This is a genomic window from Paenibacillus sp. JNUCC-31, from assembly GCF_014844075.1.
Lineage (GTDB): Bacteria > Bacillota > Bacilli > Paenibacillales > Paenibacillaceae > Paenibacillus.
The window spans coordinates 4,898,646-4,915,584 of record NZ_CP062165.1; the positions used below are offsets into that span (position 1 = coordinate 4,898,646).

At 48.8% G+C, this 16,939-nt stretch carries 10 protein-coding genes; 6 read left to right on the plus strand and 4 right to left on the minus strand.

Annotated elements, in window-relative coordinates:
- Positions 1-117 precede the first annotated feature (117 nt).
- The 4 genes from JNUCC31_RS21215 (at position 118) to JNUCC31_RS21230 (ending at position 9,497) form a co-directional block, all read left to right on the plus strand.
- Positions 118-1,854, plus strand: coding sequence for a methyl-accepting chemotaxis protein (locus JNUCC31_RS21215; RefSeq protein WP_228469157.1), 1,737 nt, complete (start codon positions 118-120; stop codon positions 1,852-1,854).
- A gap of 332 nt (positions 1,855-2,186) precedes the next feature.
- Positions 2,187-4,910, plus strand: coding sequence for a glycoside hydrolase family 9 protein (locus tag JNUCC31_RS21220; protein ID WP_192273208.1), 2,724 nt, complete (start codon positions 2,187-2,189; stop codon positions 4,908-4,910).
- A gap of 62 nt (positions 4,911-4,972) precedes the next feature.
- A complete protein-coding gene (locus JNUCC31_RS21225) occupies positions 4,973-8,248 on the plus strand; it encodes a glycoside hydrolase family 48 protein (RefSeq protein WP_192264485.1) in 3,276 nt (1,091 codons plus the stop codon).
- 433 nt (positions 8,249-8,681) lie between these two features.
- Positions 8,682-9,497, plus strand: a complete 816-nt coding sequence (locus JNUCC31_RS21230; protein ID WP_192264487.1) for a C40 family peptidase — start codon at positions 8,682-8,684, stop codon at positions 9,495-9,497.
- A 100-nt stretch (positions 9,498-9,597) separates the two neighbouring features.
- Here JNUCC31_RS21230 and JNUCC31_RS21235 read toward each other — a convergent pair whose 3' ends face one another.
- Positions 9,598-10,506, minus strand: coding sequence for an ArsR/SmtB family transcription factor (locus JNUCC31_RS21235; RefSeq protein WP_192264489.1), 909 nt, complete (start codon positions 10,504-10,506; stop codon positions 9,598-9,600).
- Between the two features lie 376 nt (positions 10,507-10,882).
- Here JNUCC31_RS21235 and arfA point away from each other — a divergent pair, with 376 nt between their 5' ends.
- The gene (gene arfA, locus JNUCC31_RS21240; RefSeq protein WP_192264492.1) at positions 10,883-12,388 is read left to right on the plus strand and encodes an arabinosylfuranosidase ArfA; all 1,506 of its coding nucleotides are present in this window, start codon (positions 10,883-10,885) and stop codon (positions 12,386-12,388) included.
- A 685-nt stretch (positions 12,389-13,073) separates the two neighbouring features.
- Here the strand turns inward: arfA and JNUCC31_RS21245 are convergent.
- Positions 13,074-13,853, minus strand: a complete 780-nt coding sequence (locus JNUCC31_RS21245; RefSeq protein WP_192264494.1) for an MBL fold metallo-hydrolase — start codon at positions 13,851-13,853, stop codon at positions 13,074-13,076.
- Between the two features lie 126 nt (positions 13,854-13,979).
- Here JNUCC31_RS21245 and JNUCC31_RS21250 point away from each other — a divergent pair, with 126 nt between their 5' ends.
- A complete protein-coding gene (locus JNUCC31_RS21250; protein ID WP_192264496.1) occupies positions 13,980-14,411 on the plus strand; it encodes an Lrp/AsnC family transcriptional regulator in 432 nt (143 codons plus the stop codon).
- A gap of 14 nt (positions 14,412-14,425) precedes the next feature.
- On the opposite strand, the gene JNUCC31_RS21255 is transcribed toward JNUCC31_RS21250, so the two are convergent.
- Positions 14,426-14,941, minus strand: a complete 516-nt coding sequence (locus JNUCC31_RS21255; protein WP_192264499.1) for a DUF5381 family protein — start codon at positions 14,939-14,941, stop codon at positions 14,426-14,428.
- Positions 14,942-15,118: 177 nt separating this feature from the next.
- The gene (locus JNUCC31_RS21260) at positions 15,119-16,864 is read right to left on the minus strand and encodes an ABC transporter ATP-binding protein (RefSeq protein ID WP_192273210.1); all 1,746 of its coding nucleotides are present in this window, start codon (positions 16,862-16,864) and stop codon (positions 15,119-15,121) included.
- Between the last annotated feature and the right edge of the window lie 75 nt (positions 16,865-16,939).

Consider the following 16,939-nt stretch of genomic DNA (forward strand, 5'->3'; position numbering starts at 1 on the left):
TTTTTGTGTTTATTTCGAAGTTAACTGAAATTTATAAAAATCGAATTCGAATATCTACAATTCATGGCGATCTGTGTCGATATACTATAAATATGTACTAGTTGAGGAGTGGGGAACATGAAAGAGCCGCAGGGAAGCGTAACGGGAAAATTGAGATTAACAATTCGGATGAAATTACTGACCGGGTTTCTGGTGGTAGTGGCTTTACTGGCTGTAGTCAGTATTTATGCGTTGACCCAAATTCACGATATGTCCAAAAAGGCCGATGAAATCGACAAGATGTGGATGCCCAGTGTAAGCCTGCTCGGGATGATGAATGGCGACATTTCCGACGTTGAACGGCTTGCTCTTGCCGTAATCGTTGAAACGAATCAGAGTGAAATTACCAAGATGAATGAAGCATTGGAGCAACTTCAAGCCAAGATTGAGAATGAGCGCAAAGAACTGGTCCCACTCATTTCTGGCAGTACCGAAGCAAATGAACTGTACAATACGTTTAGTACGAACTATGAGGCTTATCTGGCGAAAATGCCAGTATTTATTGAATTGGGCAGGGCTAACAACTTTGAGGATGCCAGCAGATTGCATTCAGAGGCCTATCCGCTTTGGTTTACAGCGAATGATGCCATTGCTCAATTGATTACGATGGGAAATACATTGTCGGATCAAGCTACGAATACATCAGTTGAGTCCGCTGAACAAGCATTCAATGTTATATTGGCAGTAACCATTGTTGCTTTCCTGGTTGCCATGTTTATTGCTTTCTTTATTGCGAGCATCATTTCAAATCCAATCAAGAAGATGAATGCAGCAGCCATGCTTATTGCCAATGGTGACTTGACCAGTGAGAAGATTGTTCTCAAGAACAAGGATGAACTGGGAACGCTGGCGGATTCCTTCAATATAATGACTGGCAACCTTCGCGCAATGATTCAATCGGTATCGTTCACATCCGAACAGGTAGCAGCCTCTTCAGAGGAACTCCTTGCGAGTGCAGAGCAGAATACGAAGGCTTCGGAACAGATTTCCGAAACGGTTGAAGAACTGGCCGTAGGTACTTCTGATCAAGTGGACATGGTGAAGCGGTCTTCACAGGCAATGAGTGAGATGGCGCTTGGTTCGGAACAGATCGCCGAGCTTGCCCAAAGTGTATCCGTATCTGCCGTTGATGCAGCGAATCAGTCTGCCGAAGGAAACATGATTATTCAGCAAGCTGTTGAACAGATGGGTTCTGTTCGCAATTCCATTGCATCACTGACAGAACTGGTTACAGGGCTGGGAGAACGTTCTGCAGAGATTGGTACCATTACTGAGGTGATCAACAATATCGCTCGCCAGACCAATCTCCTTGCCCTCAATGCAGCGATTGAAGCGGCACGTGCAGGTGAGCACGGACGTGGTTTCGCGGTTGTAGCCGGAGAAGTGCGAAAGCTGGCAGAGGAGTCTTCTACATCTGCACAACGAATTACGGATCTCGTGCAATTGATTCAGAAGGATACAGACCATGCCGTACAGGCTGTGAAAGTGAACAGCAATGAAACGGAGGCCGGAATTGAGATTGTAACAGCGGCAGGACAAGCCTTTGAGCAGATTTCAAGTGCGGTTAATAAGGTGGCGGGTGAGATTCAGGAAGTATCCGCAGGTTCGGAGGAAATGTCAGCAAGTACGAATGAAGTTGTAGGATATGTGGATCAGATCTCCAATATTGCTGGAGAAGCAGCAGGCGGAGTGCATAATGTATCCGCTGCAACCCAGCAGCAGCTGGCTTCCATGGAAGAGATTGCTTCGTCTGCAGGCTCTTTGTCCAAAATGGCAGAAGAGCTGCAGGAGCAAATCAACAAATTCAGAGTGTAAACGAGTGAAAAGACAGAATGGTCAGACTGGATAGTACCAGGATTGTCATTCAGCCTGTAGCAAGGATTATACGAAACTTCAGGACGGTTTCTCATATCGTGTCCATCGATATGAGAGGCTGTCTTTTTGGTTATATCCATAACCGAACATGTCACAACAATGTTATTCCAGAAGTCACCAGCGCTGATATTTCAACTGAAGTAAAAGGTTATAATGGTAATTAATGGTGGAAAATACATGGAGTCACACCATAGAAAGGAGCGGGTCATATTACATCCGTGTAATTGGAAAATTACGAGACGACGATTGTAAAAGGAGATGAATGGTTGAACATGAAGGGAAGCTGGTGGAGACGAGTCGCTATTCTCGCGTTATCGGCAGGGCTACTGGCAGGAAGTATTTCCATACAGGCATGGAATGGCAAGGCAGATGCGGCTGCCGGAAACCATAACTATGCTGAAGCATTACAGAAAGCCGTTTACTTTTATGAAACCCAGCGTTCAGGGAAACTGCCAGAAGACAACCGGGTAGAATGGCGCGGTGATTCCGGATTGAATGACGGATCGGATGTTGGGGTCGATCTGACCGGAGGATGGTATGATGCCGGTGATCACGTAAAATTCGGTCTGCCCATGGCTTATTCTGCCACGATGTTAGCCTGGTCCGTCGTGGAATACCGCGAGGGATACGAGCAGGCAGGACAACTGGATGCCATGAAGGATAATTTGAAATGGGCCACAGACTATTTTGTGAAAGCGCATACGAAACCGAATGAACTATGGGGACAAGTCGGAGCGGGAAATACCGACCATTCCTGGTGGGGACCGGCTGAAGTGATGCAGATGAATCGCCCGGCCTTTAAGATCGATGCATCCTGTCCAGGTAGTGAACTTGCAGGAGAGACAGCGGCAGCACTTGCAGCTTCGTCCATCGTGTTTCGGGACAGTGATCCGGCCTATGCTGACAAACTGCTGAAACATGCCAAGGAGTTATATAGCTTGGGGGATACGTACCGTGGGAAGTATACAGATTGCATCACAGATGCCCAGTCGTTCTACAACTCATGGACGGGTTATGAAGATGAGCTTGCATGGGCAGCAACATGGTTATATATGGCGACAAATGATAGCGCTTACTTGTCCAAAGCGATTGCCACAGCGAATCAGTGGCAGGCGGATGGGCAGAACGGGAACTGGGCTTACACATGGACCCAGGGCTGGGATGACAAACATTATGGAGCTCAGATTTTGCTGGCTCGCATTACGTCCAGCCTGAACATGCCGGAAGCGGCACGGTTTATTCAATCGACAGAGCGAAATCTCGATTACTGGTCTGTAGGCACGAATGGAGAACGTATCAAGTATACACCCGGCGGGTTGGCCTGGCTTGATACATGGGGATCGCTCCGTTATGCAGCGAATGCATCGTTCATTGCTTTTGTGTATTCCGATTGGGTCAGTGATCCGGTGAAGAAAACAAGGTATCAGAACTTTGCCGTATCTCAAATGAACTACATTTTGGGGGATAATCCACGCCAGAGCAGTTATGTGGTTGGCTATGGTCAGAATCCGCCGAAACATCCGCATCACCGAACCTCTCACGGCTCATGGGCGAACAGTGACAGTGTTCCTTCTGATCACCGTCACATCCTGTACGGCGCCATGGTTGGTGGACCCGATGCAGCAGATGCCTACACCGATTCCATTGGAGATTATGTAAGCAATGAGGTGGCAACCGATTATAATGCGGGATTTACAGGTGCGTTAGCCAAGATGAATCTGCTGTATGGACAGAATGATCAGCCCATCGCGAACTTTCCGGCTCCCGAAGTGAAGACGGATGAATTCTTTGTCGAAGCTGCTGTGAAGGCATCGGGTTCCAACTATACCGAAATTAAGGCTCAACTGAACAATCGTTCGGGCTGGCCAGCACGTATGGGGGATAAATTGTCCTTCCGATATTACATCGATCTGAGTGAAGTGTATGCCGCAGGATATACCGTTTCCGACGTTAATATTACAACTACCTACACCGAGGGGGCTACCGTATCCCAGCCAGTTGTGGTTGATGCGACGAATAGAATCTATGCGATTACTGCCGATTTCACCGGAACCAAAATCTATCCAGGCGGGGAGGGACATTATCGTAAAGAGGTGGTGTTCCGCATTACCGGGCCACAAGGCGCCTGGAATGCAAATAATGATCATTCATTCCAGGGCTTGGGCACGGGCAATGTGGCGAAGAGCATATATCTTCCGGTATACGATGCAGGCAATCGGATTTATGGCCAGGAGCCTGATGCCACATCGGTTGTCACGCCTGTTGCACCTTCGGGGGTTCAAGCCATAGCAGGGAACGCTCAGGTCATCCTGAACTGGGCTGCATCACCTGGGGCAGCATCGTACACCGTGAAACGCGCTGAGGTGAGTGGGGGGCCATATACTTCTGTAGCGACAGGAGTGAGTGGATTGACGTACACGAACACGGAGCTGACGAACGGAAAGACCTATTATTATGTCGTGACAGCTGTGAATACAGCTGGCGAGTCGTCTGGATCTTCGCCAGTCTTCGCCACACCTCAGGCGGGACCATCTGTGCCGGGCACGCTTGAAGTGCAGTATCGTCACGGAGGGTCAGGTGCTTCCGGCAATGCGGTGACTCCGCAGTTTAATCTAAAAAACACAGGGACTCAGGTTATTGATCTGAGTACCGTGAAGCTCCGATATTATTTTACGAAGGATGGTACGGGAGATCTGAGCTTCTGGTGTGATTATGCGCAGATCGGAACGGCCAATATTGAAGGCAAATTTGTTGAGATGAATCCGGCGAAGGGTACAGTGGATACGATTCTGGAGATCAGCTTCAAATCCGGTGCAGGCAGTCTGGCTCCCGGAGCGGAGACAGGCATGATCCAGGGGCGTTTTTCCAAGAACAATTGGAGCAATTTTGATCAGAGCAACGACTATTCCTATGACGCAACCAAGACGGCTTTTACCGCCTGGACTCAGGTGACGGGGTATCAGGGAGGGACAAAAGTATGGGGGATTGAGCCGTAAAACGATAGCATAAGTCAACAGCGATTCAAATTGAATTCCACCATTTCAGGGAGGTAATATACATGTTGAAATCAGCTGCGAAGAAAAGTTTGACGGCCATGCTAGCAGGGACCGTTATGCTGACCGGATACTCCGGATTATGGGCAGGCCCCCAAACGGTTTATGCCGAAGAGCAGAGCATTGAGGCTCAGGCGGACGGAATTAACGAAGCGCGATTTTTGCAATTGTATGATCAGTTGAAAGACCCGGCCAACGGCTACTTTTCACCGGAAGGTATTCCGTATCACTCTGTTGAGACACTGATGAGCGAGGCCCCGGATTACGGGCATATGTCCACGTCGGAGGCGTACAGTTATTGGTTATGGCTGGAGACCATGTACGGTCATTATACTGGGGACTGGTCCAAGCTTGAAGCGGCCTGGGACAGCATGGAGAAGTACATTATCCCGGTCAATGAAGGCGATGGCAAGGAAGAGCAGCCGACCATGAGCTCCTACAACCCGAACAGCCCAGCCACGTATGCAGCGGAAAAGCCGTTCCCGGACCAGTATCCATCCACACTTAATGGGCAATATGCAGCGGGGAAAGATCCGCTGGATGCCGAATTCAAGGCGTCCTATGGGAACAATCAGACTTATCTGATGCACTGGCTTATCGATGTGGATAACTGGTACGGATACGGGAATCTGCTGAATCCATCCCATACAACGTCGTATGTGAATACGTTCCAGCGTGGGGAGCAAGAGTCTGTGTGGGAGGCCATTCCTCACCCATCGCAGGATGATAAATCATTTGGTAAAGCAAACGAGGGGTTCATGAGTCTGTTCACGAAGGAGAACCAGGCACCGTCAGCACAGTGGCGTTACACCAATGCAACGGATGCGGATGCACGTGCGGTGCAGGTACTCTACTGGGCGAAAGAAATGGGATATAACAATACGAAATATCTGGATAAAGCGAAGAAGATGGGAGACTATCTGCGCTACGGCATGTACGACAAGTACTTCCAGAAGATCGGCAGTGCGAAGAACGGTACGCCAAGTGCGGGAACAGGCAAGGATTCCAACATGTATCTCATGGCCTGGTATACGTCATGGGGTGGTGGTTTGGGTCAAGGCGGGGACTGGGCATGGCGCATTGGAGCGAGTCATACCCATCAGGCCTATCAGAATCCGGTTGCAGCCTATGCCTTGTCTGATCCAGCTGGCGGCTTGATTCCGAAGTCAGCTACGGCCAAAGCAGACTGGAATGCCACGCTGAAGCGTCAGCTGGAATTCTATACCTGGCTGCAATCCCATGAAGGGGCTATCGGCGGTGGAGCAACCAACAGCATTGGCGGTTCGTACGGGGCTTATCCGGCAGGAGTCAGCACATTCTATGACATGGCTTATCAGGAAGCACCTGTATATCGTGATCCGGATTCCAATACCTGGTTTGGATTTCAGGCATGGCCGCTGGAGCGGGTGGCAGAGATGTATTACATTCTTGCCGAGAGCGGTGACCTCAGCTCCGAGAACTTCAAGATGGCCAAGAAGGTCATTACGAAATGGATCGATTGGACCAAGGATTATGTGTTTGTTGGGGAGCGTCCTGTAACAGATGAACAAGGCTATTATCTGAACGCAGCTGGACAGCGCATCATGGGCGGAACCAATGTTCAGGTTGCGACTACGCCAGCTCCGGGTGAATTCTGGATTCCAGGCGGTCAGGAATGGCAAGGACAACCGGATAAATGGAACGGATTCAACACGTTTACGAATAACCCGAACTTCCATGCGGTTACCAAAGATCCAGTGCAGGACACGGGGGTATTGGGAAGTTACATCAAGGCGCTGACGTTCTTCGCGGCAGGAACCCAGGCGGAGAGCGGCACGCTGAGCGCGAAAGGTCAGGAAGCGAAGGATTTGGCCGAGACGCTGCTTAATACGGCTTGGGACTACAATGATGGTGTGGGGATTGTTACGGAAGAAGAGCGTAAAGACTATTTCCGTTTCTTTGCCAAAGAAATTTACATCCCGACGAATTGGTCCGGAACCTTCGGCCAAGGCAATACGATTCCGGGTACAGCAGGCATTGCTTCCGACCCTGCGAAAGGCGGAAATGGCGTATACATCGGATATTCCGATCTGCGTCCGGCAATCAAGCAGGACCCGGCATGGGCTTACCTGGATAACCTGTACAAAACATCGTACAATCCAACAACGAAAAAATGGGAAAATGGCGTACCAACCTTTACGTATCACCGTTTCTGGTCACAGGTGGATATGGCCACCGCGTATGGCGAATATGATCGTCTCCTTGGTGATGCCGGAGGTCCGGGGGTTCAGGTGCCAGCAGTTCCAGCTGGTCTGACAGCTGCAGCGGCGGATGAAGAGGTCGTTTTGAACTGGAATACTGCCTCCAATGCCTCTTCTTATATTGTAAAACGTGCAGAAATGAACGGTGGTCCGTATACACCGGTAGCAACAGGGGTTACAGGCGGCACCTTCACAGATACGGGATTGACGAATGGTAAAACGTACTATTATGTGGTGACTGCTGTCAATACAGCTGGTGAATCTGCGCCTTCTGCTCAAGCGTCTGCTACTCCGCAAGCGGGAACAGTCGTTCCGGGAGTGTTAACTCTTACGGGAACGGCAGGCAATAATCAGGCTGTGCTGACATGGACCGCATCGACCGGAGCAGCAAGTTACAAGGTACAACGCTCGGTTGCAGGAGGAGCCTATGCCGATTTAGCTACGGGTCTGACGGCACTGACGTACGTCGATGCAACGGCAGTGAACGGTACCGCATACAATTACCGAGTGGTGGCGGTGAATGCAAGCGGGCAGACATTGTCCAATGTAGTGACGGTGACCCCAACAGCTCCTCCGGTAACAACAGGAGCACTTGAGGTGCAATACCGCAATGGCGGTTCGGGGACGTCAGGCAATGCGGCGAACCCTCAGTTCAATATCAAGAACACAGGCACGACAGCCGTGGATCTGAGCCAGGTAAAGCTGCGGTATTACTTTACGAAGGATAGTGCATCTGATCTGAGTTTCTGGTGTGATTATGCCGAGATTGGCAGCGGTAATGTGGAGGCCCAATTTGTGACTGTAGATCCGGCTAAGGGCACAGCGGATACGGTTCTGGAGATTGGATTCAAATCCGGGGCAGGCAGTTTGGCTGCCGGGGCAGAGACGGGAATTATTCAAGGTCGCTTCTCGAAGAACAACTGGACCAATTTTGATCAGACTAATGATTATTCCTTTGATGCCACCAAAACGGCATTCAGTGCATGGAACAAAGTGACCGCTTATATTGGCGGGGTTAACGCATGGGGCATTGAGCCATAATCGATTCCTATTGAATCGGGATTACAGCCGGGGAGAAATCTCCGGCTTTTTGCATGTTGGAGAGTCTTCAGGTTGTATTTGGGCAGCTTAACCGTCAAATGAAACATAGTAATGTTTACCAATTATAGAGTTTGAATATTAAAACATAGGTCATCTGACGCATGTTTTGCCAGATGAACAGTTTTGGTCTAATTTCTACAGAAAACGAAGCACAGCAAATAGTTACAATAATTTAACTTTTTAAAAAAAGTGATTTAAGGTAGTTTTAGCCAACTGGTATGAGATGTTTCCCTGATTCTTAGTGCTCAAGCCTGCCAGATCGAATACAGGACTTTGGACTGATGATCGTTATGGACAGCCCGTTTTACAATGGGGCAAGCCCGGCAAATGAGGCCAGGTTAACATTCTGTAACATCAGGGGGAACACGACATCATGAACTGGAAAAGCAAGATCATTACTGCGAGTGTAACAGCAACGATGCTGATGGGAAGTCTGACAACAGGAGCATTAACGACACCGGCATCGGCAGCCACGGTTCAGAATTCAAAGGTTAAAGTGATCTGGGGAGTAAATCTGCGCACATCACCATCTTCCTCCGCAAGCATTGTTCGTTTGGTGCCAAAAGGGGAAACGGTTACGGTTACTCAAAAATCCGGCTCAGGCTGGTATAAAATTAAGGATTCTGGCAATCGGACAGGATACATATCTTCTTCCTCAAAATATACAAAAGCCGTGAAAGGCAACACGACAACAGGAAGTAGCAGTACTAGTGGGTCTGGTTCAGGCAGCAGTACGTCTGTTACAGGCAGTGCTTCTGTGGAGAAAGTCATAGCTGCTGGCATGAAATATTGGGGAACGCCTTATGAGTTTGGTGCTAGTCGTAACAGTACGGCAACGTTTGACTGTTCAAGCTTTGTCCGCCGGGCATTTATGGATGCACTTGGAATCAAGCTTCCGTCCGATTCACGTCAACAAGGAGCCTATGTAAAAGCCAATGGTACCGTTAAGACCAATTGGAAAAATCTGAAGCGCGGTGATCTGATGTATTTTATGTCCTATAAAGGCAGCTCGGCATCATCGTACTCTGGCGTGAATAAATCCAAGGCGGCCATTACTCACACGGGCATCTATCTTGGGAACGGCAAAGTGCTGCACACCTATTCCAACGCTGGTGGCGGTGTGACGATTAGCGACATCTCCGGCAAACACTGGGAGTACCGGTTCCTGTTTGGTGGAAGTGCGCTCTAAATCCATGCTCGCGTATTAATTCAGAACATTCTTTGAACATCTTTAGGACCTTCCATCTTTGCCTATTCAGCGGATGGAAGGTTTTTTTTGGTTATTTACTTCAGTCCTGATAGTACAGACGGAACAGGATATCCTGATCATAGTTGCCGAATCCCTGACCATATAACGTCAACCCGCCCACATGCTGCGCATCTTCCTCCACGGAGAGGCGCAATGTCCATTGGTTGCGTTCCACGGGAATATCCGCAAGCGTAATTTCGGACATATGCTGTCCATCGATGAATGTCCCCTCATGCGTAATCCGCAGTACCTTGAGCATACCGTACTGATTGACACTGTCGCTCCACCATTCCGGGGTAAACATCCCCCGTCCATTTCCAGAATCTCCAGGGCTTGTCCATTCACCCAATCGGATTCCGTTGAGCATAAATGTAATGTCCGAGGGCCAGTTCGGATTGACTGAAGGTGCTTCGGAGCCCATCTCAAGTGATAATTCAATGGCACTGATCTGTTGACCGGACAAGATATAGTTTGGGATTTTGTATTCTACAAATCCACGTCCAAACCAAAGAATGTGGGCATGCATCCGTTCAGGATCTAGAAAATAGCGAGGATCATCATACTGTCCAATGACCTGATTGGAGGTAGCCAGACCACAGGTCGGATATACATCAAAATGGGTATAATGTCCAACAGGGATTGCCACTTCATGAAGCTTGCGGGAGGCCCCGGTTTCCTGTGGCATGGAGATGCCAATCCAGTCGACAGCCAGACTGTTCATTTTGTGCGTGCCGCCATCCTTGCGAATCATTTTGGACTGAATAATGCCCACATCCTGAAGCTTGCGAACGTGCATGGTTACGATTGCGCTGCTCAGGCCGAGTGATGCGGCAATGTCCTTCACATTCATTGGGGTCTCTGCGACAAGCCTGATAATCTGGAGACGGACCTCACTCGCGAGTGCCTCGTATAATGGCAGCCATTCAGCATCGGTATTTGCTCTGATCACATCTGTTCCTCCAGTAATATGAGTTGATTTAAGTGTTATTCACACGAGTCCACAACGCTGACAGAATAACCTTCCGATCGCTGTTATCCCCGGATTTTTTTGATTCCCCATATATAATGGGAAAATCCGGTGATAAAGGCGACCGCTACGCTTCTACAGTTTTTTTCTGTCCTCTTCGTGCACGTGTGAATAACGAGATAAACTCATATCAATTATTCTTATAGAATTAAGTTAAACATAAATCCAGACAAAAGAATAACATTTTGCAAAATTCATGTTGAAATTGGTGTCATAATCGATTTTAATATAAATATGAACGTTGATCCATAGATTATCAATTAATTTTTATATTAATCTTAGGGAGATGAACTTCACGATGGAAAAAGCAAAAATGACGGTAGACAAGGATTTCACAATTGGCGTAGTTGATAAACGATTATACGGTTCATTTATTGAACATCTGGGACGTGCCGTTTACGGTGGAATATATGAGCCGGGTCATCCTACAGCGAATGAAGCGGGTTTCCGTGGAGATGTGCTGGAGATGGTTAAGGAGCTGCAGGTTCCGATTGTACGGTACCCTGGCGGTAACTTTGTATCCGGTTACAATTGGGAGGATTCTGTCGGACCTGTATCTGAACGCAAACGCAGACTTGAACTGGCATGGAGAACAATCGAGACCAATGAATTCGGGTTTAACGAATTTGTGGATTGGTCCAAACAGGCGAATTCGGAAGTGATGATGGCCGTCAATTTGGGAACACGGGGTGTAGACGCAGCCCGTAACATCGTGGAGTACAGTAATCATCCGGAAGGTTCTTATTATAGTGACTTGCGCATTAAACATGGATATAAAGAGCCACATGCGATCAAAACCTGGTGTCTTGGCAATGAAATGGACGGTCCGTGGCAGATTGGTCACAAAACAGCAGAAGAGTATGGACGGGTAGCGCTCGAAGCGGCAAAAGTAATGAAATGGACGGACCCAACAATTGAGCTGGTCGCTTGCGGAAGTTCATCCCTGGGTATGCCATCTTTCCCGGAATGGGAAGCAACGGTGCTGGATCATACGTATGATCATGTTGAATATCTGTCCCTGCACCAATATTACGGCAATCAGGAGAATGACACACCAACCTTCCTTGCCCGCTCATTGGAGATGGATCGTTTCATTGATACGGTGAAAGCGACTTGCGATTATATCAAAGCGAAGAAACGCAGCAAAAAAACGATGTATCTGTCCTTCGATGAGTGGAATGTATGGTATCACTCCAACGAAAGCGACAAGAAGCTGGACCCATGGCAGATTGCTCCGCCACAGCTGGAGGATGTATACAACCATGAAGATGCATTGCTTGTGGGCTGCATGCTGATCAGCATGCTGAAACATGCGGACCGAGTTAAGATGGCATGTCTGGCACAGCTCGTCAACGTTATCGCTCCGATTATGACGGATAATGGAGGTGCTGCATGGAGACAGACGATCTTCTATCCGTTCATGCATGCTTCCGTGTTCGGACGTGGAACAGCACTTGTGCCGTTGATCCAGTCTCCCAAATATGACACCAAACAAATTACGGATGTTCCTTATTTGGAGGCCATTGCTGTGCATAATGAGGAGCAGGGTGAAGTGACTGTTTTCGCCGTGAATCGTCATTTGGAAGAATCGCTCCCGCTTGAAGTGGATCTGCGCAGCTTTGGGAAGTGCCGCTTGATAGAGCATATTGTGCTGGAAAGTGATGATCTGAAAGCAGCCAATACTGCAGCAGAGCCGAATCGTGTCGCTCCTCATAACCGTGGTGATGCAGAGGTATCGGAGACACTGATTACGGCAAGCTTGGCCAAAGCATCGTGGAACGTAATCCGATTGAAAGTTCAGTAATCAAGCAGGAAGAATCATGCGGGTTGCACGATGGACAAAGGAGACAGAGGAATCGCAGAACACGGAAATACAGGTTACTGAGGACGCAAATGGAGCACAAGACCCCCAGGAACACAGGAGCAAAAGGAATACAAGGCTCGCAGGAACACGGCTCGCAGGAACATGGGCACTCAGTGGCTGAACACTCGCCGAATTTCTGATACTTCCGATTAAGAAAAAAGGCTGGATGCGAGTTAAGATGCATTCAGCCTTTTTCGTAGTGTAAAGTGCTCCAGCTTCTAACGAATCATATGCGCTTTATTTTGCAGATTATTGTAATACAGTAAATCTAACGAACTCAGGAATCGCTATTTCGATGATAATCTGCGAAAGCGAGTGTAAAGAGGGTGCAAAAGGGAAAATAAGACGTCTACAATTCGTTAGAATGGCGAACTTGTGCTATTTCGCCAAATAGAGCGTCTCAGATTCGTTAGATGGTTTGGACAATCCGTATTCCCTAGAGATCTGACAAGATATTCGCTTGTGCCTTTTCTTTAGAAGGAATGAAACTGGATTCATCCACATCTTGGTTTCGCTAGCCTGTGAGAATTCCTTTTTACAATTCAAAACAGGCAGTCTCTAAAGTCGCTCATGCTTATGACCTTTGGGGCTGCCTTTTGTGTGCTTGATACCTCAGCAGTAGATTTTACTTCAACTTCAACCCGGTCCCTGCTTCAAACACAAAGCTCTCGCCGTCGCGTGGAATGAGCACTTGCCCGTCCAGCTGCTCGGAGGCTAGATAACTGGCGAGATCCACGCGGGACATCATGCAATGATTAATGGCATCCATATGCACAGCGATAACGTGTGCATCCGGTGCATGGCGTTTCACGGCAGCTACATCAGGTCCGTCCATCGTGATCGGATCTCCTTGCAGGAAGCGGGCACCACCAGCATTCACCACAATCACTTCAGGCTGATATTGACGAATGGCTTCGGCTGGTTCTTCACACCAGATGGTATCACCGGCGATATAGGAGACGGGTTCTCCGTCAGCTTCCAATACAAAACTAGACACCTTGCCCATACGTTCGCCGATTTCCCCGGTTCCGTGATGTCCCGAAGTGCGGGCAAAACGTACGGAGTGGTACTCATGTTTGTCATCCACGGCAGTAACGTTGGTAAATCCGGCTCCTGTGAACACAGCCTCATCTCCTGGCTGACACAGCAGAGGTACATCCTTGCGGAGCTGTTTGGCTGCTGCTTCATCCCAGTGATCGGGGTGGGTATGCGTAACGATCAGCAGATCCGGATTCATATAATCCGTTTCCGTCTCGGGTAGTGAGACTCTTGGATTGCGCAGTTCATTGGGTGTGTTCGGAAAAGCAGGCATCACTTCTTTATCCATCAACATGGGATCAACCAGTATGTTCAGACCCCCGTATTCCAACCATAATGTTGCATTACGAATCAATTGAATTTTCATTGAACCTGCACTCCTTCGGGATTAATGTTATTATCCTATATGTTATACAACCCGTTTTGAGGCGTAAATGACACACTGAAAGAAAACAGGCCGCTTTAATTTCAAGTTGAAAGGATTGCAAAATAGATGAATGAAACGATAGATGATACAGATATCCGTATACTGAAAAGCCTGATTCGAGACTCCAAACGCTCCCACAAAGAGATCGGCGAAGAGGTACATCTGACCGGACAGGCTGTAGGTGCGAGAGTGCGCAAGCTGCATGATTTGGGTGTCCTTGAAGGGTATACGGTAAAATGGAACCCGGAACGCCTCGGCATGGGCCTGCAAGCATTTGTGATGATTTTTCTCAATTCCGGCGACAGACATGCCGCCTTCCGTGAATTTGTGGCTGCACGTGAAGACATCGTGGAAGTTCACCGTGTCAGCGGAGAGGGCTGTTACCTGATGCGAGTACGCACAGGCACATTGGAGCAGCTTGACAGCTTGCTGGAAGCCATCTTGCCTTATGGAAATTACAGAATGAACCTGTCAGTCGGTATCGAAAAGTCAGAATGAGGTGAGCTGAGTTTTCAGTTGTCCTGTTGTTGTTTCTCGCGCAGCGTTGCCTGGAGAAGGACTATGGCTCGACAGAGCTCTTTTTTGGTAAGCAAATGATCGGTCTGGATATGACGACGGGTACCGTCTTTCAGGTACAAGGCAATCATGGGGGATGCGGACAGTATCCATTTGCTGAGGGCGGGAGAGGCAAGTTCGATTTTACGAATTTCATTCCAGGGAATGGTCCGTGTACGGGCATGAAGCCCTTCATCATTCCAGGATAGTAACACGGGAGAACTCACGGTAGCCCGGGACAGAAACATAAGAAATAAGGGCCCGACAAACCACATGCCAAGAATGGCTGCGATGGAATAATACCATGTCTCCAGTTGTCCAGCATGATCCTCATAGATGATCCATAACAGGGCCAAGCATAACAGTAAAAAGAGAAGACATAGGGCTCCTTTCCATAGAGCTGTGAAACGGCGGTAACCAATCTGCGGATGCTTAAGCTCCGACTCCGAAGATTTATATAATTCAGGTTTCATAAGTACAACTCCTTATTATCATTTCCCAGAAAATATACCAAACATGCCGCCTGCATCGCAGAGCGGCATGTTCAACGTAGACGCGGCGAGATGGGCCAGGTGAGTACACAGGACAGCGCTGAACCTCGTGGACTGACCTCTTGAATTAAACCTCACTTGGTTCGATCCGCTAATGCTCTAACCGGAGATAGCTGAATCATTACCGACCTCACGCGCATGGGTGTAGAGATCGGCATATACTCCTTCTGCATCGATCAGCTTCTGATGTGAGCCTTCCTCGACAATCTCACCATTCTCCATAACGAGAATCCGATCCGCATGCATGACCGTAGATAGACGATGCGCAATAACAATCGTTGTTCTTCCTTGTGAGACGGATTCCAGCGCCTGTTGTACCAATTGTTCTGTATGTGAATCCAGATTCGCGGTTGCTTCATCCAGGATGAGCACTCGGGGCTGAAAGACCACGATCCGGGCAAACGATATCAGTTGACGCTCTCCGGCGGACAGACCACTTCCGCGTTCGGAAAGCCGTGTATCATAGCCTTGCGGCAAACGTGAAATCATGGCATGTGCTCCGACGAATCGGCAGGCCTGAATGGCCTGCTCTCTTGTAATATCCTCACGGAACATTCGTACGTTGTCAATGATGGAGCCCGAGAAGAGGAACGGTTCCTGTTGGATCAGACCAACAATGCGATGGAGACTGGCCTGTGGGAAATGACGGATATCTGTGCCATCAATCTCAATGCTGCCCCCATTCACATCGTAGAAGCGGTTGAGCAGGGAGATCAGTGTACTTTTTCCAGCCCCTGTAGTCCCCACAATGCCCACCATTTCACCCGGATAGAGATGCAGATTCATATGCTGAATCAGAGGGCGATCTGGCCGATAGCCGAACGATACATTATTAAAATCAATCTGGCCCATCACGTTGCGTGGTTCAAGTGTGGAGGCGATCCCGGGTTTCGGGTCAGCGACTTCCGGACGGGTACTCAGAATGTTCCAGATCCGATCCATGGATACGGTGGTCGACTGGAATGTGTTCCACTGCATGGTGATCTGGTTAATCGGCTGGAAAAACTGACGGATATAACTGATAAATGCATAAAGTACACCCACCTGCAGCGATTCACCCAGCACGGCACGCCCCCCAAGCCACACCATCATGACGAGGGCGGCATTACCGAGAATATCAAACGTTCGGTTGAAAATAACGTTGGAACGGGCCTGTGCGATATTGGCCTTTAGGTGAAGTGTGTTCTGCTCCTTGAATCTTTTTTTCTGTTCTTCTTCCTGATGGAAAGCCTGGATCAAAAACATGCCGGACAGGTTCTCTGCCGTGAACGCAATCAGACGTGAGAGGCGAGTGCGGGCATTCTGATAAGCTCTGCGCAGTCGACTTCGGAACAATACGGCCACAATGGCGATTACAGGCAAGACGATGAGAGAATACCCTGCAAGTACTGGATCGAGCTGGAACATAAACACGATAATGAGCACCAGCATCATGCCATCCCGGATGAGACTAAGCAGCACCTGGGTGAAGAAACTGCTGATCGTCTCCGTATCACTGGATACATTCGTAACCAGACTGCCGATATGGAACCGGTCGAAGAAAGACATCGACATTTTGGAGATATGCTTGAACAGGTCCTTACGAATGCGAGAGACGATATTCTGACCGACATGCTGCAGCAGATTGTTCTGTACATAGGTGAAAATAAAGCTGATCACTGCCAGCCCCAAAAAGACAGCTGCCAACTCGACAAGGAAGCCTACACTGGTCTGGCCAATCGCCAGATGATCATCGATGGCGATCTTCACCAGATAAGGCTGGAGCAGATCTGCGGAAATACCAAGCAGGGAGCAGAGAAAGATACCCGCAAAAGCCCATTTATGGGGTTTGGCGTAGGACATCATCGCTTTGAATGAAGTACGCTTACTCTGGTCTGCGCCTGCATCGGAACCGGAGCGGTGTCCTGGAGGTGCTTGCGC

What these genes read in the sequence shown, in the direction of transcription:
- arfA (WP_192264492.1), top strand. Translation starts at nt 10,883, where the DNA reads ATGGAAAAAGCAAAAATGACGGTAGACAAGGATTTCACAATTGGCGTA.
- JNUCC31_RS21215 (WP_228469157.1), top strand. Translation starts at nt 118, where the DNA reads ATGAAAGAGCCGCAGGGAAGCGTAACGGGAAAATTGAGATTAACAATT.
- JNUCC31_RS21225 (WP_192264485.1), top strand. Translation starts at nt 4,973, where the DNA reads ATGTTGAAATCAGCTGCGAAGAAAAGTTTGACGGCCATGCTAGCAGGG.
- JNUCC31_RS21255 (WP_192264499.1), bottom strand. Translation starts at nt 14,941, where the DNA reads ATGAAACCTGAATTATATAAATCTTCGGAGTCGGAGCTTAAGCATCCG.
- JNUCC31_RS21250 (WP_192264496.1), top strand. Translation starts at nt 13,980, where the DNA reads ATGAATGAAACGATAGATGATACAGATATCCGTATACTGAAAAGCCTG.
- JNUCC31_RS21260 (WP_192273210.1), bottom strand. Translation starts at nt 16,864, where the DNA reads ATGATGTCCTACGCCAAACCCCATAAATGGGCTTTTGCGGGTATCTTT.
- JNUCC31_RS21220 (WP_192273208.1), top strand. Translation starts at nt 2,187, where the DNA reads ATGAAGGGAAGCTGGTGGAGACGAGTCGCTATTCTCGCGTTATCGGCA.
- JNUCC31_RS21245 (WP_192264494.1), bottom strand. Translation starts at nt 13,853, where the DNA reads ATGAAAATTCAATTGATTCGTAATGCAACATTATGGTTGGAATACGGG.
- JNUCC31_RS21230 (WP_192264487.1), top strand. Translation starts at nt 8,682, where the DNA reads ATGAACTGGAAAAGCAAGATCATTACTGCGAGTGTAACAGCAACGATG.